The organism is Pseudomonas sp. NPDC089996 (assembly GCF_044748405.1).
Taxonomy (GTDB): domain Bacteria; phylum Pseudomonadota; class Gammaproteobacteria; order Pseudomonadales; family Pseudomonadaceae; genus Aquipseudomonas.
The window spans coordinates 162256-184056 of sequence record NZ_JBIVGA010000001.1 but is presented as its reverse complement, the minus strand read 5'-3'; the positions used below and the strand labels follow the sequence as shown (position 1 = coordinate 184056).

Here is a 21801-nt window from a genome sequence, read left to right as displayed (position 1 = left end):
GGCGTCACATCAAACACTATGCCGTTTGTGCATAGGTTAGCGTGCAACAGCATTGGCCGCAAAATCCCCTTCAGGCCTAGGATTGGCGCCATTCCGGCATGTGCCGGGTCAAAATCGAGATGATATCCATCATGTCCTCCGCTGCATCGTTCCGCGTCGAAAAAGATCTGCTTGGTACCCTTGAAGTCCCTGCCGATGCCTACTACGGCATCCAGACCCTGCGCGCTGCCAACAACTTCCATCTCTCCGGTGTTCCGCTGTCGCACTACCCGAAGCTGGTCGTGGCCCTGGCCATGGTCAAGCAGGCTGCTGCCGACGCCAACCGTGAGCTGGGTCACCTGAGCGATGCCAAGCACGCTGCCATCAGTGCAGCCTGCGCCCGCCTGATCAAAGGCGATTATCACGACCAGTTCGTGGTGGACATGATCCAGGGTGGTGCCGGTACTTCCACCAACATGAATGCGAACGAAGTCATCGCCAACGTCGCGCTGGAGGCCATGGGCCATCAGAAGGGTGAGTACCAGTACCTGCACCCGAACAACGATGTGAACATGGCGCAGTCGACCAACGACGCCTACCCGACTGCCATCCGTCTCGGCCTGCTGCTGGGCCACGACGCTCTGCTGGCCAGCCTCGACAGCCTGATCCAGGCTTTCGCTGCCAAAGGCAAGGAATTCGACCACGTACTGAAGATGGGCCGTACCCAGCTGCAGGACGCCGTGCCGATGACCCTGGGCCAGGAATTCCGCGCCTTCGCCACCACCATGACCGAAGACCTGCAGCGCCTGCGCTCGCTGGCCCCGGAACTGCTGACCGAAATCAACCTGGGCGGTACTGCCATCGGTACCGGCATCAACGCCGACCCGGGCTACCAGGCCCTCGCCGTACAACGCCTGGCCACCATCAGCGGCCAGCCGCTGGTACCGGCTGCCGACCTGATCGAAGCCACCTCCGACATGGGCGCTTTCGTGTTGTTCTCCGGCATGCTCAAGCGTACCGCAGTCAAGCTGTCGAAGATCTGCAACGACCTGCGCCTGCTGTCCAGCGGCCCGCGCACCGGCATCAACGAAATCAACCTGCCAGCGCGTCAGCCAGGCAGCTCGATCATGCCAGGCAAGGTCAACCCGGTAATCCCTGAAGCCGTCAACCAGGTGGCCTTCGCCATCATGGGCAACGACCTGGCCCTGACCGTCGCCGCCGAAGGTGGCCAGCTGCAGCTGAACGTGATGGAGCCGCTGATCGCCTACAAGATCTTCGACTCGATCCGCCTGCTCCAGCGCGCCATGGACATGCTTCGCGAGCACTGCATCGTCGGCATCACCGCCAACGAACAGCGCTGCCGTGAACTGGTCGAGCACTCGATCGGCCTGGTCACCGCCCTGAACCCGTACATCGGCTACGAAAACGCCACCCGTATCGCCCGCGTTGCCCTGGAAACCGGCCGCGGCGTACTGGAACTGGTGCGCGAAGAGAAGCTGCTGGACGACGCGATGCTCGACGACATCCTGCGTCCGGAAAACATGATCGCTCCACGTCTGGTTCCGCTGAAGGCGTAACCCGGCCGCTGCAAACAGTCTCACCAGGTCGAGGGACTAGACACCTCTCAACCTTTCAAAGGCCCGAGCGCACGCTCCGGGCCTTTTTTTTGCCTGATGAATTTTGGGGCTGCTGCGCAGCCCTTTCGCGACACAAGGCCGCTCCTACAGACGACCGCGATCCCTGTAGGAGCGGCCTTGTGTCGCGAAAGGGCCGCACAGCGGCCCCAGATCTCGGCACACAATTTGCTCCATAATGCTTCCCAGGCCCACGGGATTATCGAGCATGCTGCACAGCCACCTGACCACCCTCAACGCGGTTTCGCTGATCCTCAACCTGTTCCGGGAAGAGGGCTGCGAGGCGACGACGCTGCTCGCCGGCAGCGGCATAGGCCCGGCCGACCTGGGCCACAGCGACGCGCGCATCACCACCCAGCAAGAGCTGCAGGTGTGCGCCAATGCCGTGGCCCGGCGCGAGGAGATCGGCCTGGAGCTGGGCCGGCGCATGCACGTGTCGTGCTACGGCATGCTCGGTTACGCCCTGCTCTCCAGTGCCACTTTGGGTGACGCCCTGCGCCTGGCGCTGCAATACCCGGCACTGCTGGGAACAGTCTTCAAGTTGCGCCTGGTCGACGAGGGTCAACGCGTCTGGTTCAGCGCCAGCGAATCCCATGACAGCCCTGCCCTCGCCGCCTTCAATGCCGAGTTCTGCCTGGTGTCGCTGAAGGTGATTTGCGATGACCTGCTCGGGCGCACGCTGCCGCTGCTCGGCGCCCGCTTCGAGCACACCCGGCCCGGTTACCATGCGCTCTACACCGGGGCTTTCCAGTGCCCACTGGCCTTCGAAGCCGAGGACAACGCCTTTGCCTTCGAACGGCGCTGGCTGGACATGCCATTACCGCTGGCCGACCCGATAACCCACAAGGCCATGAGTGAGCGCTGCCGGCGCCTGAACCTGGAATTCACCGGGCGCCAGGCGTGGCTGGGGCGCATTCGACAGCTGCTGCTGCAACAGCTGGAGGCCGCGCCGGGGCTGGAAGGGCTGGCGCGACAGATGAACTGCTCATCGCGGACCTTGCGCCGGCATCTGCAGGCACTGGGTTGCAGTTATCAACAGCTGCTCGATGAGCTGCGCTTCGATCGAGCCAAGCAATTGCTGGCCGATGAGCAGATGCCGATCTACCGGATCGCCGAGAGCCTGGGGTTCAGCGAGACCGCGAGTTTCCGCCATGCTTTTCAGCGCTGGAGCGGGGTGGCCCCCAGCCATTTCCGCGGCTGATTGGTGAGTGGCCATCGAGCTTGGCCACATCGATCCCCTTTTGGCCGTTTGCGTCGTTCTCCACCACCGGGCCGCCCGTGAAAATGGGCCCACGCCAGTCCCACGGAGAACAACAAATGCTGACAATCTATTCCGATGATCACCGCCTGCACCATGGCCGCTGCGAGCTGATCGACGGCAAGCTGATGCCTTGCTTCGAAATGCCCTCACGCGCCGACCACGTCCTCGAGCAAGTGAAAAAGCGCAACCTCGGCGACGTCCAGGGTCCGACCGACTTTGGCCGTGCACCGCTACAACGCATTCACAGCGCCGACTACCTCGATTTCTTCCAGGGTGCCTGGGCACGTTGGGCCGCGCTTGGCCACGACGGCGACCTGCTGCCCTTCACCTGGCCGGCACGGACCCTGCGCCAGGTCAAGCCGACCGGCCTGCATGGCGAGCTGGGCTACTACAGCTTCGACGCTGGCGCACCGATCACCGCAGGCACCTGGCAGGCCGCCTACAGCGCCGCGCAGGTCGCCCTGACCGCCCAGGCTGCGATCCAGCAAGGCGCCCATTCGGCCTTCGCCCTGTGCCGTCCACCGGGGCACCACGCCGCCGCCGAAGTCATGGGCGGCTATTGCTACCTGAACAATGCCGCGATCGCAGCCCAGGCCTTCCTCGACCAGGGCCGCGCCAAGGTGGCCATCCTCGACGTCGACTACCACCACGGCAACGGCACCCAGGACATCTTCTACCAGCGCAGCGACGTGTTCTTCGCCTCGATCCACGGCGATCCTACGGATGAATTCCCGTTCTTCCTCGGCTATGCCGACGAAACCGGTGAAGGCGCAGGCAAAGGCTGCAACATCAACTACCCGCTGCCCGCCGGCAGTGACTGGGCGGCCTGGAGCGCCGCACTGGAAGACGCCTGCCAACGCATCGCCGCCTATGACGCCGACGTGCTGGTGATCTCCCTGGGCGTGGACACCTTCAAGGACGACCCGATCTCCCAGTTCAAGCTGGACAGCCCGGATTACCTGGAAATGGGCAAGCGCATCGGCCAGCTCGGCAAGCCGACCCTGTTCGTGATGGAAGGCGGCTACGCTGTGGAGGAAATCGGTATCAACGCGGTCAATGTGCTGGAAGGCTTCCAGCGCGCCCAGCCAGGAGCCCGGTAATGGTCCGACTCAAGCGTCTGCTCGCCCCGTTCATCGCTGCCACTCTGTTCACCGGTGCCCTGCACGCTCAAGCCGAGCAGCGCACCTTGCATGTGTATAACTGGTTCGATTACATCACCCCGCAGACCTTGAGCGAGTTCCAGAAGGACAGTGGCGTCAAGCTGGTCTACGACATCTTCGACACCAACGAAGCGCTCGAAGCCAAGTTGCTCACCGGCAACTCCGGCTACGACGTAGTGGTGCCGTCCAACGTGTTCCTCGCCAAGCAGATCGAAGCCGGTGTGTTCCAGCCGCTGGACCGCAGCAAGCTGCCGAACTGGCAACACCTGGACCCGGCCCTGATGAAACTGATCGAGGCCAACGACCCGGGCAACAAGTTCGCCGTGCCGTACATGTACGGCACCATCCTGATCGGCTTCAACCCGGACAAGGTCAAGGGCGTACTCGGTGACAAGGCCCCGGTCGACAGCTGGGACCTGATCTTCAAGGAGGAGAACATCGCCAAGCTCAAGCAGTGCGGCGTCGCGCTGCTCGACTCGCCGTCGGAGATCCTGCCACTGGCCCTGCAGTACCTGGGTTTACCGCCCAACAGCGACAAGCCCGACGACTACAAGAAGGCCGAAGCGCTGTTGCTGAAGATCCGCCCCTACATCACCTACTTCCATTCCTCGAAGTACATGGCCGACATCGCCAATGGCGATATCTGCGTGGCGGTGGGCTACAGCGGCAGCTTCTCGCAGGCTGCCAACCGCGCGAAGGAGGCGAAGAACGGCGTGGTGGTGGACATGCGCCTGCCCAAGGAAGGTGCACCGATCTGGTTCGACATGCTGTCGATCCCGAAGAACGCGGCGAACCCGGAAGATGCCCATGCGTTCATCAACTACTTGCTGCGGCCTGAAGTGATTGCACCCATCAGCGATTTTGTCGGCTACCCGAACCCGAACAAGGATGCCACCGACAAGGTCAGCCCGGCGATTCGCAACAACCCGAACCTGTACCCGACGGCGGAGGCGATGACCAAGCTGTTTACCCTCAAGCCATTGTCGCGTGAAGCCGAGCGGGCTCGGACGCGCGCCTGGACCCGGATAAAATCCGGAACCTGAGTCGGATTCTTCGCGGGCATGCCCGCTCCCACAGCTATTGCAGTTCACCCCTGTGGGAGCGGGCTTGCCCGCGAAGGGCCGCACAGCGGTCCCATCATTTCTTCCAGGCCTTGCGCAATCGCATCAACGCCTCGGCAATGTCACCTTCAGGCACCGCCGCAAACCCCAGCACCAACCCTGCCCGCTTATCCACAGGCACTTCGCTGTCCTCCAGCCAATAACTGCTCAGCGGGTTCACCTCCACCCCCACCGCTTCAGCCTTGGCCACCAGCTCCTGCTCCCGCGCAAAGTTATCCACATCGACTTTCACATGCAGCCCCGCTGCCACTTCAGGCATCGCACCAAGCCCCGGAACATCCACCGGCCATCCGGCCTTGAGCACATTGCGCCGGCTCAGCGCTGCCTTGCGCATGCGCCGGATGTGCCGCTGGAAGTGACCTTGAGCCATGAATTCCGCCATGACGCACTGCGTGCCCACTTCAGAATGCCGAACCGCCAGCGCCCGGCCCTGGCTGAATGCCTGCACCAGCCGTGGCGGCAACACCAGATAACCAAGGCGCAATGCCGGGAAGGCGATCTTGCCGAAGGTGCCGACGTACAACACCCGCCCTTGGCGGTCGAGCGCTGCCAGTGGGGTCAGGGGCGCACCGCTGTAACGGTACTCGCCGTCGTAGTCATCCTCGATGATCCAGCCGTCGTTGCGCTCAGCCCAGCCCAGCAAGGCCAGGCGCCGGGGCAGGCTCATGGTCACGCCGGTGGGGTACTGATGCGCAGGGGTGACATAGGCCAACCGACACTCCGGTAACTGCTCCAGGCGCTGGCAATCCATGCCCTCCTCGTCCACCGGCACGCCCGCCACCTTGCCACCGGCCACGGCGAAGGTATGCCCGGCGGCTCGGTAGCCCGGGTTTTCCACAGCCACGCCGTCGCCCGGTTGCAACAGCAGCTGTGCACAAAGGCTGATGGCCTGCTGCGCGCCACTGGTGATCACAATTTGTTCAGCCGTGCAGGACAGGCCGCGGGAACGGCGCAAGTAGGCGGCGATCAGCTCGCGTAGCACGGGCTCACCGGCGGGGTCGCCGTAACCCAATTGCGCAGGCGACGGATTGCGCCAGAAACCCGCATGGAGCTTGGCCCAGACATCGAATGGGAACAGATCGAATGCCGGAACGCCGACTCGAAACGCCCTTGGCGCACCGCATTTGGGCGGGGGCAGATGGTTACTTTTCAAGCGTTCCAATGGCTCACTGGAACGGGTGTTGCTGGATAAATCCTCAGTATTATCGGAAGATTTTGTGGATAAGCCTGTTGATAAACCCAGGGATAACCCTGTGGATAGTTGTGTGGATAGTTTTGGCAGCCGGCTCACATAGGTGCCATCACCGACCCGGCTTTCGATGTAACCCTCGGCATACAACTGGTCGTAGGCCCGCACCACGCTATTGCGCGACAGTGCCAGCACATTCGCCAGGTCACGCGTGGCAGGCAATCGGGTACCGCTGCTCAGGCGGCCATCCAGCACACGTGCTCGCAAAGCCTGGTAGAGCTGCTGACTCAGCCCACGACGGCGATCGAGAACGATACCGGCAGGATCGAACGGTAATACGAGGGCGCGTTCGCTCATGGCATTGGACCTATAAAAATAGCCACTAATGGCTCTTACCCAGAACCAATAGCCTGCCTAGGATGGAACCATTCGACAAGGACCCTGCCCATGTACAACAGCAAACCCCATCAGGAGCACGACCTTGAGCGCTTGCACCAGCACATGCGCCACACCCGCCTGGCCGTGCTGGTCAGCCATGGTGAACAGGGCCTGCTGGCCACTCACCTGCCGGTGTTGCTCGACACTGAAGAGGGCGAGTTTGGTACTGTCTACGCCCACCTGGCGCGCGCCAACCGCCAATGGCAAGACCTGGAGCAAGGCGCCGAGGCATTGCTGGTATTCCCGGGTGCCGACGCCTACGTCAGCCCCAGCTACTACCCAAGCAAGGCCGAAAACCCCAAGGTGGTGCCGACCTGGAACTACCTTGCCGTGCACGCTTACGGCACGGCCGAAGTGATCCATGAAGCCGCGCCGCTGCTGCAGATCGTCAGCCGCCTGACCGACCGCCACGAGCAGGGCCGCAGCGAGCCGTGGAACGTCGCCGACGCCCCCGCCGACTACCTCGACGGCATGCTCCGCGCCATCGTCGGCATCCGCCTGCCCATCGCCCGCCTGCAAGGCGCGCGCAAACTCAGCCAGAACCGCTCGGCCGAGGATATTGCCGGCGTGCGCGATGGCCTGGGCGCCAGCCCGGATTACCTGGACAACCAACTTGCGGCGCACATGCGCCAGCTCTAAAGGACAAGCCCCATGCCCAGCGTTACCCTGCGCCCTGTCAGCGCCCAAGACCACGCCGCCTGGCTCGCCCTGTGGCAAGCCTACCTGCGCTTCTACCAGACCGAACTGGCCGATGAAGTAAGCCTCAACACCTGGCAACGCCTGCTCGACCCCAACGAGCCGACTCATTCGACCCTGGCCTGGGTCGATGGCAAGGCGGTGGGCATGGTCAACTTCATCTACCATCGCTCCAACTGGAGCATCGAGAACTCCTGCTACCTGCAGGACCTCTACGTCGACAGCGATCAGCGCGGCCTGGGCATCGGCCGTCAGCTGATCGAGCACGTGTATGCCACGGCCAAGGCCGCCGGCTGCATCAAGGTGCACTGGCTGACCCACGAAACCAACGCCACCGCCATCAGCCTGTACGAGCAGGTTGCCGAGCGCCCGGGCTTCATCCAATTCCGCAAAGGGTTGTAGGCCACATGACTGACGCATTGAACTGGAAACCCGCCGCCACGCCCAAGGCCGAGCCCATCGACGGCCGCTTCATCCGCCTGGAGAAACTCGACCCGGCGCGCCACGGCGACGACCTCTGGGCCGCCCTGCAAGGTCCCGATTCCGACCCGGTGCTGTGGGATTACCTGCCCTACGGCCCCTTCAGCGAACGAGCCTCCTTCGACCGCTGGCTGCAAGGCAATGCCGCTGGCCACGATCCGCTGTATTACACAGTGATCGACCGCGCCAGCGGCCAGGCCCAGGGCGTGCTCACCCTGATGTCGATCGTGCCCGACCATGGCCGTATCGAGATCGGCCACATCGCCTTCGGCGCCCCCATGCAGCGCACACCCAAGAGCACCGAGGCCGTCTACCTGCTGGGCAAGCTCAGCTTCGCGCTGGGCAACCGCCGCCTGGAGTGGAAGTGCAACAACGCCAATGCCCGCTCCAAGCGCGCGGCGGAGCGGTTCGGCTTCACTTATGAAGGCGTGTTCCGCAAACACCTGGTGGTGAAGGACCACAACCGCGATACGGCGTGGTATTCGATTACCGATGATGAGTGGCCGCAGGTGGCAGCGGGGTTCGAGCGGTGGTTGAGCGCAGAGAATCAGAAGTCAGAAGGCCAAGCTCAAACACTTGAAGACTGCCGCAGAGGCTGATTCATCGAGACCGATCACGGGCCTGTGGGCCTGTGATCGATCCGAGGGGGGTTACCTGATCTGGCTCGCGCGCCTGACGACGCCCATCTGCAAACCAAATGGTTTGAATACAGCGTTCAACGACTTGAGCGTGGGATTGCCATCCCCCTGCTCAATCTGAATGAGCGTACGCACGGAAATCTTGCACATCCGCGCAAACTGAGTCTGCTGCATCTTCGCCACCTCCACGCGCAACCGTCGCACGGCAGCCCCCAGTTCAAGGCTGCCGTCGGCAATACCTTCGCGCACGCCATCGATCATCAGCCCGCGGGCATCGATGGAAACCGTCATGCCAGCCCCCACTCCGCCATTCGGCGCTCAAGCTTGCCCAGCGCAATCGCCGGGTGATTCATCACTGCATCGGGAAGCCCAAGACCGGACAAGATATCCGGCAATGCCAGCAGATGCCGGGCGTCCTGCCGCAAACGCTGGTAAGCCTCGGCCGGATCGATGAATTCCACCAGCGCATCACAAACAGCCTGCCAATCGATTTCGCCTGCCCTTTCGATCGAAGCAGGCCACTTGGTGGTTCGGGTTATCCCTTCCTGATCCATCACCATCGGCGCAAGGTCATAGATGGGTGCAAGACGCACTGTGTCGCGAGTACGAATGATCGCCGTGTTGCGCCCGTGGTTATCGGCGTTACCCAGGATCTTGTTGATCAGGTCGCGCCGCAGATAATCCGCAATCAGGTCAGGCACCTCTTTGCCTTGTCCGGCCATCTTCCACAATTCGGCGAGCGCCTCGATTACCTCAACGTGCCCCATCCGGCTACCGGGCTCGCTAACCCCACACAGCGAATACACCGATTCCACGGCAAAGCGCTGCACACCCTGAGCGCAAACCTGACGATCGAAGCGTTCCATCCACAGGCTGGGCTTTCTGCCTTCTTCCAGCGCCATGTGTTCACTGGCCACCGTGTCGATGCCAAGCTGCTGCAACGCCTTATAGTAGAGATACTCGGCCCGCAGGATATCCTGATCATCAGCCAGGGCCTGGTTGCGGGCGAACTTGATGAACCAATGCCGTCGGGCACGTTCATCCGCAAGCACCGCGTCCGGATACAACTGGCCGTTCTCACCCTCGGTCATCAACAGCTTTGGCGCTTCGCCGCCGGCGCCTGTCGCGCCACCAATGGCCGCGCCTTGCTCATAGGCGTATTCGAGAAAACGTTGATCGCGAGTGATGACGTCTTGGCGGGAAAACCCGATAGGGTCCACAAAGTCCAGTAGCTCGACCGACTCCTTGATGCGCAGATTGCCAATTGGGGCCGGGGTGGAGCGCCCGAGCAAAAACAGGTCTTCACCCATGCCTTCCGGTTTCTCACGGCCAATATGCCTGAGGAGAAAGCGCTTCGCGGCCCCTGCGGGCGCGATGTCGTAAAGGAATGCAGGAGCGTGCTGCAGGCGATGGGAGCCGAAGTCCACCGGCAGCCTGGCGCTTGCGGCCTGGCAGAACAGGCTGTCATAGGCATCCAGATTGGTTTTGACGTACTCGGATGTATATCCAAACTCACAAGGACTGGAGAGGCTCTTTACAGGCTCGGCAAAAGCGATGGCAATAGCATCATGCCACTGACCTTGGTCGTGGAGTTGGAGCGTGAGTCTGTACATGGTCACCTGCAATTTACTGCATGTCGTAGATCACTTCAGGTGATCTATGTGCAGCATAGTGCAGATCCTCATCAGCCTCCATTTTCTTTCTGCAGTTTAGTGCAGATGAAGGCATTATCCTTCGCACTATCTGCAATAAAATGCACTATAAAAAAAGGGGAGCATCCGCTCCCCAGAGGTTAACCGCTTGTAGATGAAGGTTTATCTCAGCCTTCGATCTCGATCAGGATCTCGCCCGGTGTCACGCGATCGCCCTTGGCAACGTGGATGGCCACGACCTTGCCGGCGATGGCCGCCTGCACTTCGGTCTCCATCTTCATCGCTTCGGTAATCAGCACGGCCTGGCCGGCCTTGACCACGTCGCCTTCCTTGACCAGCACATCGACGATGTTGCCCGGCATGGTGGTGCTGACGTGGCCCGGGGCGCTGGCCTGCTTGCGCTTGCTGCCGCCACCGCCGACGAACTCGTTGAGCGGCTCGAACACCACTTCTTCCGGCATGCCGTCGATCGACAGGTAGAAGTGACGCTTGCCTTCGGCCTTGACGCCCACACCGGTAATGTCGACGCGGTAGGTTTCGCCGTGTACGTCAATGACGAACTCGGTCGGTACACCTTCCCCGCCATGAGACGCCACCGCGCCCGCTTCGGGAATCGGCAGCAGAGCTTCTGGAGTGAGAGTGCCGGCTTCACGCTCTTCGAGGAACTTGCGGCCAATGTCCGGGAACATGGCGAAGGTCAGCACGTCTTCTTCGCAACGGGCCAGAGCACCGATGTCGCCGCGCAGCTTGGCCATTTCTGGCTTGAGCAGGTCGGCCGGGCGCACGTCGATCACTTCTTCACTGCCGATCGCCTGACGGCGCAGCTGCTCGTTGACCACGCCCGGCGCCTTGCCGTAACCGCCTTGCAGGTACAGCTTCACTTCGTTGGTGATGGTCTTGTAACGCTCGCCGGCCAGCACGTTGAAGAATGCCTGGGTGCCGACGATCTGCGAGGTCGGGGTCACCAGCGGCGGGAAGCCAAGGTCTTCACGCACGCGCGGGATCTCTGCCAGCACTTCGTTCATGCGGCTGAGCGCGCCCTGCTCCTTGAGCTGGTTGGCCAGGTTGGAAATCATCCCGCCAGGGACCTGGTTGACCTGCACGCGAGTATCCACGGCGGTGAACTCGCTCTCGAACTGGTGGTACTTCTTGCGCACGGCGTAGAAGTACAGGCCGATTTCCTGCAGCAGTTCCAGGTCCAGGCCGGTATCGAACTCGCTGCCCTTGAGCGCAGCGACCATCGACTCGGTACCGGGGTGGCTGGTGCCCCATGCAAAGCTGGAGATCGCGGTGTCGATGTGGTCGGCACCGTTTTCCACAGACTTGAGCTGGCACATGGCGGCCAGGCCGGCGGTGTCGTGGGAATGGATGAACACCGGCAGAGACTGCTCGGCTTTCAGGGCCTTGACCAGTTCACCGGCAGCGTAAGGGGTCAGCAGGCCGGCCATGTCCTTGATCGCCACCGAGTCGCAACCCATGGCTTCCATCTGCTTGGCCTGGGCGACGAAGGCGTCGATGGTGTGCACGGGGCTGACGGTGTAGGCGATGGTGCCCTGGGCGTGTTTGCCGGCAGCCTTGACCGCTTCGATGGCGACGCGCAGGTTACGCACGTCGTTCATGGCGTCGAAGATGCGGAACACGTCGATGCCGTTGACCGCAGCCTTGGCAACGAAAGCCTTGACCACGTCGTCGCTGTAGTGGCGGTAGCCCAGCAGGTTCTGGCCGCGCAGCAGCATTTGCAGGCGGGTGTTGGGCAGGGCTGCGCGCAGCTTGCGCAGGCGCTCCCACGGGTCTTCCTTGAGGAAGCGCACGCAGGCGTCGAAGGTGGCGCCACCCCAGACTTCCAGCGACCAGTAGCCAACCTTGTCGAGCTTGTCGCAGATAGGCAGCATGTCTTCGGTACGCATGCGGGTAGCCAGCAGGGACTGGTGTGCGTCGCGCAGGATCGTGTCGGTTACGTGAATTTTCTTGGACATTATGGGGTTCCTCACAGGCCTGCGTGGGCGGCGATGGCGGCGGCGATGGCCAGGGCCAGCTCTTCGGGTTTGCGCTTGATCGAGTAGTTGGTCAGTTCCGGGTGGCTTTCAACGAAGCTGGTATTGAACTGGCCGCTACGGAATTCCGGATTGCGCAGGATTTCCTGGTAGTACGCGGCGGTGGTCTTCACCCCTTGCACGCGCATGTCGTCCAGGGCCCGCAGGCCGCGGTCCATGGCTTCTTCCCAGGTCAACGCCCAGACCACCAGTTTCAGGCACATGGAGTCGTAGAACGGCGGGATGGTATAGCCGGTGTAGATCGCCGTGTCGGTGCGCACGCCCGGGCCGCCGGGGGCGTAATAACGGGTGATCTTGCCGAAGCTGGGCAGGAAGTTGTTCTTCGGGTCTTCAGCGTTGATGCGGAACTGCAACGCGTAGCCACGATGTTGGATGTCTTCCTGCTTCACCGACAGCGGCAGGCCCGACGCGATACGGATCTGCTCGCGGACGATGTCGATACCGGTGATTTCTTCGGTGATGGTGTGTTCCACCTGCACCCGGGTGTTCATCTCCATGAAGTACACCTCGCCATCGGCGAGCAGGAACTCCACGGTACCGGCGTTCTCGTAGTTCACCGCCTTGGCCGCACGCACCGCCAGGTCACCGATGTAGGCGCGCTGCTCGGGGGTGAGCTGTGGGCTCGGGGCAATTTCGATGAGTTTCTGGTTACGGCGCTGGATCGAGCAGTCGCGCTCGAACAGGTGCACGACATTGCCGAAGCTGTCACCGAGGATCTGCGCCTCGATGTGCTTGGGGTTGACGATGCACTTTTCCAGGAACACTTCTGCCGATCCGAAGGCCTTGGTGGCCTCGGAAATGACCCGAGGGAAATTCTGCTCGAGTTCTTCACGGCTGTTGCAACGACGGATACCACGACCGCCACCACCGGAAGTGGCCTTGAGCATCACCGGGTAACCGATGCGCTCGCCTTCGCTCAGGGCCTCGTGAATATCGGCAACGTTGCCCTCGGTGCCCGGGGTTACCGGCACACCGGCCGCGATCATGGTGCGGCGCGCTTCGGTCTTGTCGCCCATGCGGCGGATGACGTCGGCGGCCGGGCCGATGAACTTGATCCCGCGCTCGGCGCAAATCTCTGCCAGTTCGGCGTTTTCCGAGAGAAAACCGTAACCTGGGTGCAAGGCGTCACAGCCGGTTTCCACAGCAAGATTGACCAGCTTGCGCGGATTCAGGTAACCGGCCAGCGGCTCGGCCCCAATGCTGTAGGCCTCATCGGCGCGCTTGACGTGCAAGGCGTGACGATCGGCGTCGGAATAGATCGCGACAGAGCGAATGCCCATCTCGGCGCAGGCACGCACGATCCGAACTGCGATTTCACCCCGGTTGGCGATCAGGATTTTTTTTATCACTGGAGTCTTCCCAAAGCCGTAGGAACTGACGATCCGGTTCTACCGGTCGGCGCGTGACCAGAGGTAGCTGGCCAGTCGCACATTCACCCTAGCGCTGTAGGTTGATAAACAAAAATCAATATTTGTTAGGGGCTGTATTAGCAAAAGCTTATAGTTCGGTTACAAGGTGTTGCCGAAGAGCCCAAAAAAATGCGTAAGTCCTTGATGCGTATGACATTGCGTCAATTGCAGATCTTCAACGAAGTGTGCGATTTGCGCTCGTACAGCCGGGCTGCGGAGGAGATGGCATTGACGCAACCTGCCGTTAGTCTACAGATCCGCCAGCTTGAAGAACTGGTCGGCCAACCTCTGTTCGAGTATGTCGGCAAGAAGCTCTACCTGACCGAAGCGGCCGAAGCGCTGCAGCGCGCCAGCCGCGATATCTTCGGGCGCCTGGAGAGCCTGGACATGCAGCTTTCGGACATGCAGGGCTCATTGCAGGGACAGTTGAAACTGGCGATCGAGTCCAGTGCCAAGTACTTCGTGCCACACCTGTTCGCCGCCTTCAAGCAGCGTCACCCGGAGGTCAACCTGACCCTCACCGTGGTCAACCGCGCCCAGGCGATCCGACGGCTTTCCGACAACCGCGACGACCTGATCATCATGTCGATGGTGCCGCAGGACATGGGCCTGGAGTTTCTGCCGTTTCTCAACAACCCGATCGTTGCCGTAGCACCGCCGGAACACCCGCTGTGCAAGCTCGAACAGCTTCGCCTGCAGGACCTGGAGCCTCATACTCTGCTGGTCCGCGAGCAGGGTTCGGGAACGCGCAAGGCCTGTGAGGAATACTTCAAGGACAAGCGCGTGCACTTCACCCAGACGCTGGAGGTCGCCTCGGCCGATGCCCAGCGCGAATGCGTGATCGCCGGCCTCGGTATCGCCCTGCTGACCCGCCATGCCGTGAATATGGAGCTGGCCGCAGGGGTGCTCAGGGAGCTGCCGGTGGAGGAACTGCCGCTGTATCGCAGCTGGTGCGTGGTGCAAGCCAAGGCCAAGCGGCAGTCGCCGGTGGCCTTGGCCTTTCTGGCATTCATCCGCAGCGAACGTGTGCTGATCAGCGCACTTGTTGAGCGGTTTTCGGGGAAGATGCCGATGACGCCTGCCACACGGTGAGCGTCTGTAATTCGGGGTAGTCGGCCAGTTCTTGAAGCAACTGACGCTGGTCGCAGTAGCTCTCGATCGCGCGGCGGTATTCCATGCGGCGCTGATCCTTTTCCTGCTGCTTGCGAGCCTTGGCGCTGGGTTGGTACGTACCGTCGAAGTCACGAGCCATTGCCTGTCTCCCAGATAGGATGCGGGAGCTTCAGACTGGCCTCGAGGGTTTACGGTTTGGCTGCGCAATGGTGACAAAACCGTGAAATATGACAGCCAGTTCCGGCCCTTTCGCGGGTAAACCCGCTCCTACAGACATATCACCGCCCTTGAGAGCAGTAATGTACCTGTGTGAGCGGGTTCACCCGCGAAGAGGCCTGCTCAGGCTTGCATCAGTCGTCAGTAGCCTTGATCGACTTGGGTGACAAGCGCAGGCTGCGCAAGCTCCGCTTCACACTCTTGAGGTGATTGACCAGGCTCGGCCCACGCGCCATGGCCACGCCCATGGCCAGTACGTCGATCACCACCAGGTGAGCGATACGCGAGGTCAGCGGGGTGTAGATTTCGGTGTCTTCATGCACGTCGATCGCCAGGTTGACCGTCGACAATTCCGCCAGCGGCGTCGCACTCGGGCACAGGGTAATCAGGTTGGCACCGCTTTCACGCACCAGGTTGGCGGTGATCAGCAGGTCTTTCGAACGCCCCGACTGGGAAATGCACACCGCCACGTCCCCCGGCTTCAACGTCACCGCCGACATGGCCTGCATGTGCGGGTCGGAATAGGCTGCGGCGCTGAGCAGCAGTCGAAAGAACTTGTGCTGGGCATCGGCGGCCACCGCACCGGATGCGCCAAAACCATAGAACTCCACGCGTTGTGCCTGAGCCATGGCACTTACGGCCTGTTGCAGGGCGTGCGGGTCCAGGTGCTCACGCACTTCCATCAGCGTGTGCAGCGTGGTGTCGAAAATCTTCAGGCTGTAGTCGGCAACCGAATCGTCTTCATGTATCGCGAACTGGCCGAAACTGGCCCCTGCCGCCAGGCTTTGCGCCAGCTTGAGCTTGAGATCCTGGAAGCCCGAACACCCGATCGCCCGGCAGAAACGCACGATGGTCGGCTCGCTGATGCCCACACTGTGCGCCAGGTCCGCCATGGAACTGTGCATCACGGCGGCCGGGTCGAGCAGCACGTGGTCGGCCACTTTGAGTTCCGATTTGCGCAGCAGGTGGCGCGATTGGGCGATATGTTGCAACAGATTCACGGGCTGGACTCGGTTATGATCGGCTGGCCGGGATGTAGCTTTCTTGTAGTTATACTACATGGACGCCAACCCGCCCAGTTAAACGAACGTGGAGAGTGGTGGTTTGACTATTCCTTGCGACATCCTGGTGTTCGGTGGCACCGGTGACCTGGCCCTGCACAAACTGCTGCCAGCGCTCTATCACCTGTACCGCGAGGCTCGCCTGAACAATGCAGTGCGCATTATCGCCCTCGCCCGCCGCCCCATAAGCCGCAACGAATACCTCAAGCTCGCCGAGCGCCATTGCCGCGCGCAGATTGCCCGCCACGATTTCGACGAAGATGTGTGGCAACGCTTTTCCGCACGCCTCGACTACTTCCCCATGGATGCCGCTCAAAGCGCCGATTTCGGCCGACTGGCACGCTACCTCGGCGAGCCTGGAGGGCTGACTCGCATCTACTACCTGGCCACGGCACCCAACCTCTTCGTACCCATCGCCAACCACTTGCGCATTGCCGGGCTGGCCGACAGCGAAGCACGCATCGTGCTGGAGAAGCCCATCGGCCATTCGCTGGCATCCGCCACTGCCATCAACGAAGCGATCGGCGCGGTGTTCGACGAATTTCAGGTGTTTCGCATCGACCACTACCTGGGCAAGGAAACCGTGCAGAACCTGATGGCCCTGCGCTTTGCCAATGCCCTGCTGGAGCCGGTGTGGCGCAACGGCCAGGTCGACCATGTGCAGATCAGCGTCTGCGAAACCCTCGGCGTGGAAAACCGCGGTGGCTACTACGACCGCGCCGGAGCGACCCGCGACATGCTGCAGAATCACCTGCTGCAGTTGCTGTGCCTGGTGGCCATGGAACCGCCGGCGCAGTTCGAGGCCGAAGCCGTGCGCGACGAGAAGGTGAAGATCCTGCGTGCCCTCAAGCCGATCACCGGCCAGGACGTGCAGGACAAGACGGTGCGCGGCCAATACGGTGCAGGCCACATTGGCGGCCAGGAAGTACCGGCCTACTACTTCGAGAAGGACGTCGACAACGACACTGACACCGAAACCTTCGTCGCCATCGAAGCGCACGTCGACAACTGGCGCTGGGCGGGCGTGCCCTTCTACCTGCGTACGGGCAAGCGCATGGCGCGGCGCTCGTCGCAGATCGTCATCCAGTTCAAACCGGTGCCCCACCAACTGTTCAGCAATGGCCAGGTCAACCAGCTGCTGATTCAGTTGCAGCCAGACGAACGCATCAGCCTGCGCATGATGAGCAAAACCCCCGGCAAGGGCATGCGTCTGGAGCCAGTGGACCTGGACCTGAACCTGGCGCAGGTGTTTGGCCAGACCCGCCGTTGGGATGCTTATGAAAGATTGCTGCTGGACGTGCTGGAAGGTGATTCGACTCTGTTCATGCGGCGCGACGAAGTGGAAGCTGCCTGGGCCTGGATAGATCCGATCCTCAAAGGTTGGCAAGAGCATTTCCAGGCGCCCCGCCACTATGCGGCAGGCAGCAACGGCCCTGAACAGGCCAACAGCCTGCTGAGCAGGCATGGAAGGCTGTGGCACAGCTAGAGCGTTTCCCCATGCCCGTTCATCGGCAAAAACATGAAAGTGATCCGGCGCAATTTCGCGCGTTTTATCTCTGCAAGAGGTTTGGATCATGTTCGAGTTCAAGGATTTTGTGGCCACCAATGACAAGCGCGACGGGCAGAATCGCTTTACCGTGACAGGCAAGGTATGGGTGCCCACCCCCGCTTACGTTCCGCTGCTGAAAAAACCTCATATGCGCCATAAGGGTGGCTGGGAACTGCTGCATCTGGAGGTGCAGAACAAAGAAGGCATGCCCTTGCAAGTCGTTACCGAGCAAACCGTGACCTTCGAGCAGGACACTTGCTCACCCTACGACAAGCTGGAAATCGCTCACGCTGAAGGCAGCTTCTTCGTCGCAATCACCTGCACCGAGTAAGTCTGTAATCCATCCGGACAGGTGCGCATCCGCTTTTCGGGGTGAATATTCATACAGTGTATATTTGCCCCGTAACCAGCCACCCCCTAGAATGGCCGGATGCACACAGATGACCTCTCCCTCCTGCTGAACTCCCTCAATGATGCCCAACGCCAGGCTGTCGCGGCCACGCTTGGGCGTCAGCTGGTGCTTGCTGGCGCCGGTTCCGGTAAAACCCGCGTGCTGGTGCACCGCATCGCCTGGCTGATCCAGGTCGAGCAGGCCTCGCCCCATTCGATCCTGTCGGTGACTTTCACCAACAAGGCTGCCGCCGAAATGCGCCAGCGGATCGAGCAGTTGCTGGGTATCAACCCGGCGGGCATGTGGGTGGGCACCTTCCACGGCCTGGCACACCGCCTGCTGCGGGCGCACTGGCAGGAAGCACGGCTGGTGCAGAACTTCCAGATCCTCGACAGCGATGATCAGCAACGGCTGATCAAGCGCGTCATGCGTGAACTCGGCCTCGACGAGCAGAAATGGCCAGCGCGCCAGGCCCAGTGGTTCATCAACGGGCAAAAGGACGAGGGCCTGCGCCCGCAACATATCCAGGCCGGCGGCGACCTGTTCCTGCAGACCATGCGAGACGTCTACAGCGCCTATGAGCAGGCCTGCGAACGCGCCGGGGTCATCGACTTCTCCGAATTGCTGCTGCGCGCCCTTGACCTGTGGCGCGACCACCCTGGCCTGCTTGAACACTACCAGCGGCGCTTCCGCCACCTGCTGGTGGACGAGTTCCAGGACACCAACGCCGTGCAGTACGCCTGGCTGCGCCTGCTGGCTGGCAAGAACGGCGGCAGCCTGATGGCCGTGGGCGACGACGACCAGTCGATCTACGGCTGGCGCGGCGCCAAGATCGAAAACATTCACCAGTACACTGCCGACTTCCCTGACGCCGAGATGATCCGCCTGGAGCAGAACTACCGCTCCACCGGCGGCATCCTCAAGGCCGCCAACGCCTTGATTGCCAACAACAGCGGGCGCCTGGGCAAGGAATTGTGGACCGACATGGGCGATGGCGAGCCGCTGACGCTGTATGCCGCCTACAACGAACACGACGAAGCGCGCTATGTGGTCGAGACCATCGAGAGCCTGATCAAGCAAGGCAACGCGCGCAGCGACGTCGCCATCCTGTATCGCTCCAACGCCCAGTCGCGGGTGCTGGAAGAGGCCCTGCTGCGCGAACGCATCCCCTACCGCATCTACGGCGGTCAGCGCTTCTTCGAACGTGCCGAAATCAAGAACGCGATGGCCTACCTGCGCCTGATCGAAGGCCGCGGCAACGATGCGGCGCTGGAGCGGGTGATCAATGTGCCGCCACGCGGGATCGGCGAAAAAACCGTCGAAGCCATTCGCGAGCATGCCCGCCACAGCCAGCTGTCGATGTGGGAGGCCATGTGCCAGCTGCTTGCCGCCAAGGCGCTGAAAGGCCGCGCAGCTTCTGCCCTGGGTGCCTTCATAGAGCTGATCGAAGGCCTGGCCAGCAAGGTCGCCGACATGCCGCTGCACACCATGACCCAGACGGCCATCGAGCAGTCCGGCCTGATCATCTATCACCAGGAAGAGAAGGGTGAAAAGGGCCAGGCACGGGTAGAAAACCTTGAGGAACTGGTCAGCGCCGCGCGCAACTTCGAAACCGGCGAAGACGACGCCGACCTGTCGCCGCTGTCGGCCTTCCTTGGCCATGCTTCGCTGGAAGCCGGCGATGCCCAGGCAGACGAGCACGAAGACAGTATCCAGTTGATGACCCTGCACAGCGCCAAGGGCCTGGAATTCCCCTACGTGTTTCTGGTGGGCATGGAAGAAGGCCTGTTCCCGCACAAGATGAGCCTGGAAGAACCCGGCCGCCTCGAAGAGGAACGCCGCCTCGCTTATGTGGGCATCACCCGCGCCATGCGCCAGCTGATCATGACCTATGCCGAGACCCGCCGCCTTTATGGCAGCGAGACCTACAACAAGGTGTCTCGTTTCGTGCGTGAGATTCCGAGCGGTCTGGTTCAGGAGGTACGCCTTTCCAACAGTGTCAGCCGACCGTTCGGCGGGTCGACGAGTACCAGCAGCAACCTGTTCGCCAATGCCAATATTCCGCAGACAGCCTTCAACCTTGGCCAGCGCGTGCAACACGCGGTATTCGGCGAAGGGGTGATCCTCAACTTCGAGGGCTCCGGCGCCCAGGCAAGGGTGCAGGTGAACTTTGCCGAAGGCAGCAAGTGGCTGATGCTGGGGTACGCCAAGCTCGAGGCTATCTAAAGCCTCGAAACATTCAGGCAAAAGATGGAAACATCTTGTCGCTGGTCATGTGCACAGGAACCTGTGCACCATGGCGCGCGTGCAATCCACAACAGGGGAAATCCCACTTATGCAACGTTTTCTTAGCATCGCACTGGCGCTCTGCGTCGGCCTGACGCTGAGCCTGGACGCCAACGCCAAGCGCTTCGGCGGCGGCAAGAGCTCGGGCGCCGCGCCTATGCACCAGACTCGCCAGGCATCACCAACCACGCCTGCTGCCGCGCCGACCGCGCCTGGTCGCGCCCCGGCCGCCGCCAGCGGTGCTTCGCGCTGGCTGGGCCCACTGGCCGGCCTCGCCGCCGGTGGCCTGCTGGCATCCATGTTCATGGGCGACGGTTTCGAGGGGTTCCAGATCATGGACTTCCTGATCGTGGCGCTTATCGCCTTCCTGGTGTTCCGCTTCATTGCCGCACGCCGTCGCCAGCAGCAGCCACAAATGGCCGCTCCGGGCCACGCGCCTTTCCAGCGTGAAGCCCATGGCCAGCAGTCTGCCCAGCCGTCGATCTTCGGTGGTTCGGCCGCCCCTGCTGCCGCAGCCGCTCCGGTGATCAACGCACCCGCCTGGTTCAACGAGCAGAGCTTCCTGGCCGCAGCCCGTAGCCACTTCCAGTCGCTGCAGCAGCACTGGGATGCCAACGAAATGGACAAGATCGCCGAGTTCGTCACCCCGCAGATGCTCGAGTTCCTCAAGCGCGAGCGTGCCGACCTGGGTGATGGCTTCCAGTCCACCTACATCGATGACCTCGATGTGCAACTGGACGGTGTCGACGATCGCGCCGACCGCACCGACGCCACCCTGACCTTCCGTGGCGTGTCGAAGACCTCGCGTTTCGACCAGGGCGAAGCCTTCAGCGAAAGCTGGCACATGGTTCGCGCCCCAGGCGAGAACCAGCCTTGGCTGGTCGCCGGTATCCGCCAAAACAGTTAACCGCCGCACGTTGCACAAAAAACCCCGGGCCTGTCCCGGGGTTTTTGCTTTTGCCAAAGCGGGCTACTAGGGTATAACGCGCAGCGTTGTCATCAAGGTCAGAGGATGTGAACCGTGGAAGAAGTGATCGAACAACTCCGTGAAGCCAATGAACCCGTGCCGGTGCCGCTGGAGCTTCCCGATGAGGACCAACTGGTCGAGGTCGAGGAACAGCTGTTCATCAACATTCCGTTCGTGTTCAAGGAGTTCCTGCTGACTGTGAGCGACGTGGTCTACGGCTCGCTGGAGCCTGTGACCTGCACCGATCCGCAATCCCATACCTACCTGCCCGACGTCGCTGCCAATGCCTGGGACGCCGGTGTACCACGTGACCTGATTCCACTGTGCGAAGACGGCAACAACTACTACTGCGTCGAGGAAGATGGCACCGTCGTGCTGTGGGACGGCGAAGAAGAAGCTGTTGCCGAGGAAAGCTGGGAGTCGGTGTGGCACTGGGCGCGAGACGTATGGCTGGAAAGCTGACACACGCAACAAACAATGGCTTAGTGCCATCAATGCAGTTAAAAT

Annotated in this window: 20 protein-coding genes; 13 read left to right on the top strand and 7 right to left on the bottom strand. The window is 61.8% G+C overall.

What is annotated here, in order from left to right; all coding sequences use genetic code 11:
* Positions 1–131 precede the first annotated feature (131 nt).
* The 4 genes from aspA (at position 132) to ACIPW4_RS00870 (ending at position 5077) form a co-directional block, all read left to right on the top strand.
* On the top strand, positions 132–1556 hold the full coding sequence (gene aspA, locus ACIPW4_RS00885; protein WP_027917067.1) for an aspartate ammonia-lyase: 1425 nt from the start codon (positions 132–134) through the stop codon (positions 1554–1556).
* 265 nt (positions 1557–1821) lie between these two features.
* Positions 1822–2814 carry an AraC family transcriptional regulator gene (locus ACIPW4_RS00880; protein ID WP_400654043.1) on the top strand — a complete coding sequence of 331 codons (993 nt, stop codon included), beginning with the start codon at positions 1822–1824 and terminating at the stop codon, positions 2812–2814.
* Positions 2815–2930: 116 nt separating this feature from the next.
* Entirely contained in the window at positions 2931–3974 is a 1044-nt protein-coding gene (locus tag ACIPW4_RS00875; RefSeq protein WP_400654041.1) for a histone deacetylase family protein, read from the top strand.
* Positions 3974–5077 (top strand): polyamine ABC transporter substrate-binding protein, encoded by a 1104-nt coding sequence (locus ACIPW4_RS00870; protein WP_400654039.1) that lies wholly within the window; start codon positions 3974–3976, stop codon positions 5075–5077. The genes ACIPW4_RS00875 and ACIPW4_RS00870 overlap by 1 nt, the downstream gene beginning before the upstream one ends.
* A 94-nt stretch (positions 5078–5171) precedes the next feature.
* Here ACIPW4_RS00870 and ACIPW4_RS00865 read toward each other — a convergent pair whose 3' ends face one another.
* Positions 5172–6701 (bottom strand): PLP-dependent aminotransferase family protein, encoded by a 1530-nt coding sequence (locus tag ACIPW4_RS00865; protein WP_400654038.1) that lies wholly within the window; start codon positions 6699–6701, stop codon positions 5172–5174.
* A gap of 90 nt (positions 6702–6791) precedes the next feature.
* Between ACIPW4_RS00865 and ACIPW4_RS00860 the strand changes: the two genes are divergently transcribed.
* The 3 genes from ACIPW4_RS00860 to ACIPW4_RS00850 are packed head-to-tail and all read left to right on the top strand — an operon-like array spanning position 6792 to position 8557.
* The gene (locus tag ACIPW4_RS00860) at positions 6792–7421 is read left to right on the top strand and encodes an FMN-binding negative transcriptional regulator (RefSeq protein WP_400654036.1); all 630 of its coding nucleotides are present in this window, start codon (positions 6792–6794) and stop codon (positions 7419–7421) included.
* A 12-nt stretch (positions 7422–7433) separates the two neighbouring features.
* The gene (locus tag ACIPW4_RS00855; RefSeq protein ID WP_400654035.1) at positions 7434–7880 is read left to right on the top strand and encodes a GNAT family N-acetyltransferase; all 447 of its coding nucleotides are present in this window, start codon (positions 7434–7436) and stop codon (positions 7878–7880) included.
* A 5-nt stretch (positions 7881–7885) separates the two neighbouring features.
* The gene (locus tag ACIPW4_RS00850; protein ID WP_400654033.1) at positions 7886–8557 is read left to right on the top strand and encodes a GNAT family N-acetyltransferase; all 672 of its coding nucleotides are present in this window, start codon (positions 7886–7888) and stop codon (positions 8555–8557) included.
* A gap of 51 nt (positions 8558–8608) precedes the next feature.
* On the opposite strand, the gene ACIPW4_RS00845 is transcribed toward ACIPW4_RS00850, so the two are convergent.
* The 4 genes from ACIPW4_RS00845 to ACIPW4_RS00830 form a co-directional block, all read right to left on the bottom strand.
* Complete coding sequence (locus ACIPW4_RS00845) at positions 8609–8887, bottom strand: helix-turn-helix domain-containing protein (RefSeq protein ID WP_176508530.1); 279 nt, start codon at positions 8885–8887, stop codon at positions 8609–8611.
* Positions 8884–10209, bottom strand: a complete 1326-nt coding sequence (locus tag ACIPW4_RS00840; RefSeq protein WP_400654032.1) for a type II toxin-antitoxin system HipA family toxin — start codon at positions 10207–10209, stop codon at positions 8884–8886. Before ACIPW4_RS00840 ends, ACIPW4_RS00845 begins: the two co-directional genes overlap by 4 nt.
* A gap of 206 nt (positions 10210–10415) precedes the next feature.
* Positions 10416–12224: a sodium-extruding oxaloacetate decarboxylase subunit alpha gene (gene oadA, locus ACIPW4_RS00835; protein WP_400654031.1), complete on the bottom strand. Its 1809-nt coding sequence runs from the start codon at positions 12222–12224 to the stop codon at positions 10416–10418.
* 11 nt (positions 12225–12235) lie between these two features.
* A complete protein-coding gene (locus ACIPW4_RS00830; protein ID WP_060507734.1) occupies positions 12236–13651 on the bottom strand; it encodes an acetyl-CoA carboxylase biotin carboxylase subunit in 1416 nt (471 codons plus the stop codon).
* Positions 13652–13855: 204 nt separating this feature from the next.
* Between ACIPW4_RS00830 and ACIPW4_RS00825 the strand changes: the two genes are divergently transcribed.
* On the top strand, positions 13856–14803 hold the full coding sequence (locus ACIPW4_RS00825) for a LysR family transcriptional regulator (protein ID WP_400654600.1): 948 nt from the start codon (positions 13856–13858) through the stop codon (positions 14801–14803).
* Here ACIPW4_RS00825 and ACIPW4_RS00820 read toward each other — a convergent pair.
* Together ACIPW4_RS00820 and hexR are read right to left on the bottom strand one after the other, a co-directional pair.
* Entirely contained in the window at positions 14745–14963 is a 219-nt protein-coding gene (locus ACIPW4_RS00820; RefSeq protein WP_400654029.1) for a PA3496 family putative envelope integrity protein, read from the bottom strand. The genes ACIPW4_RS00825 and ACIPW4_RS00820 overlap by 59 nt on opposite strands.
* A 211-nt stretch (positions 14964–15174) precedes the next feature.
* The gene (gene hexR, locus ACIPW4_RS00815) at positions 15175–16041 is read right to left on the bottom strand and encodes a transcriptional regulator HexR (protein WP_167063571.1); all 867 of its coding nucleotides are present in this window, start codon (positions 16039–16041) and stop codon (positions 15175–15177) included.
* Positions 16042–16144: 103 nt separating this feature from the next.
* Here hexR and zwf point away from each other — a divergent pair, with 103 nt between their 5' ends.
* The 5 genes from zwf (at position 16145) to ACIPW4_RS00790 (ending at position 21756) form a co-directional block, all read left to right on the top strand.
* Positions 16145–17587, top strand: a complete 1443-nt coding sequence (gene zwf, locus ACIPW4_RS00810) for a glucose-6-phosphate dehydrogenase (protein WP_400654027.1) — start codon at positions 16145–16147, stop codon at positions 17585–17587.
* An 88-nt stretch (positions 17588–17675) separates the two neighbouring features.
* Positions 17676–17981 carry a hypothetical protein gene (locus tag ACIPW4_RS00805; protein ID WP_400654026.1) on the top strand — a complete coding sequence of 102 codons (306 nt, stop codon included), beginning with the start codon at positions 17676–17678 and terminating at the stop codon, positions 17979–17981.
* Between the two features lie 99 nt (positions 17982–18080).
* Positions 18081–20267, top strand: coding sequence for a DNA helicase II (gene uvrD / locus ACIPW4_RS00800; RefSeq protein ID WP_400654025.1), 2187 nt, complete (start codon positions 18081–18083; stop codon positions 20265–20267).
* Between the two features lie 109 nt (positions 20268–20376).
* Positions 20377–21234 carry a Tim44 domain-containing protein gene (locus tag ACIPW4_RS00795; protein WP_400654024.1) on the top strand — a complete coding sequence of 286 codons (858 nt, stop codon included), beginning with the start codon at positions 20377–20379 and terminating at the stop codon, positions 21232–21234.
* A gap of 114 nt (positions 21235–21348) precedes the next feature.
* Positions 21349–21756 carry an SMI1/KNR4 family protein gene (locus tag ACIPW4_RS00790; RefSeq protein WP_400654023.1) on the top strand — a complete coding sequence of 136 codons (408 nt, stop codon included), beginning with the start codon at positions 21349–21351 and terminating at the stop codon, positions 21754–21756.
* The last annotated feature ends 45 nt before the right edge of the window (positions 21757–21801 follow it).

What these genes read in the sequence shown, in the direction of transcription:
- ACIPW4_RS00840 (WP_400654032.1), bottom strand. Translation starts at nt 10,209, where the DNA reads ATGTACAGACTCACGCTCCAACTCCACGACCAAGGTCAGTGGCATGAT.
- ACIPW4_RS00855 (WP_400654035.1), top strand. Translation starts at nt 7,434, where the DNA reads ATGCCCAGCGTTACCCTGCGCCCTGTCAGCGCCCAAGACCACGCCGCC.
- ACIPW4_RS00825 (WP_400654600.1), top strand. Translation starts at nt 13,856, where the DNA reads ATGCGTATGACATTGCGTCAATTGCAGATCTTCAACGAAGTGTGCGAT.
- ACIPW4_RS00805 (WP_400654026.1), top strand. Translation starts at nt 17,676, where the DNA reads ATGTTCGAGTTCAAGGATTTTGTGGCCACCAATGACAAGCGCGACGGG.
- ACIPW4_RS00865 (WP_400654038.1), bottom strand. Translation starts at nt 6,701, where the DNA reads ATGAGCGAACGCGCCCTCGTATTACCGTTCGATCCTGCCGGTATCGTT.
- aspA (WP_027917067.1), top strand. Translation starts at nt 132, where the DNA reads ATGTCCTCCGCTGCATCGTTCCGCGTCGAAAAAGATCTGCTTGGTACC.
- uvrD (WP_400654025.1), top strand. Translation starts at nt 18,081, where the DNA reads ATGCACACAGATGACCTCTCCCTCCTGCTGAACTCCCTCAATGATGCC.
- ACIPW4_RS00880 (WP_400654043.1), top strand. Translation starts at nt 1,822, where the DNA reads ATGCTGCACAGCCACCTGACCACCCTCAACGCGGTTTCGCTGATCCTC.
- ACIPW4_RS00875 (WP_400654041.1), top strand. Translation starts at nt 2,931, where the DNA reads ATGCTGACAATCTATTCCGATGATCACCGCCTGCACCATGGCCGCTGC.
- ACIPW4_RS00850 (WP_400654033.1), top strand. Translation starts at nt 7,886, where the DNA reads ATGACTGACGCATTGAACTGGAAACCCGCCGCCACGCCCAAGGCCGAG.
- ACIPW4_RS00845 (WP_176508530.1), bottom strand. Translation starts at nt 8,887, where the DNA reads ATGACGGTTTCCATCGATGCCCGCGGGCTGATGATCGATGGCGTGCGC.
- ACIPW4_RS00870 (WP_400654039.1), top strand. Translation starts at nt 3,974, where the DNA reads ATGGTCCGACTCAAGCGTCTGCTCGCCCCGTTCATCGCTGCCACTCTG.
- ACIPW4_RS00820 (WP_400654029.1), bottom strand. Translation starts at nt 14,963, where the DNA reads ATGGCTCGTGACTTCGACGGTACGTACCAACCCAGCGCCAAGGCTCGC.
- oadA (WP_400654031.1), bottom strand. Translation starts at nt 12,224, where the DNA reads ATGTCCAAGAAAATTCACGTAACCGACACGATCCTGCGCGACGCACAC.
- ACIPW4_RS00795 (WP_400654024.1), top strand. Translation starts at nt 20,377, where the DNA reads ATGCAACGTTTTCTTAGCATCGCACTGGCGCTCTGCGTCGGCCTGACG.
- ACIPW4_RS00860 (WP_400654036.1), top strand. Translation starts at nt 6,792, where the DNA reads ATGTACAACAGCAAACCCCATCAGGAGCACGACCTTGAGCGCTTGCAC.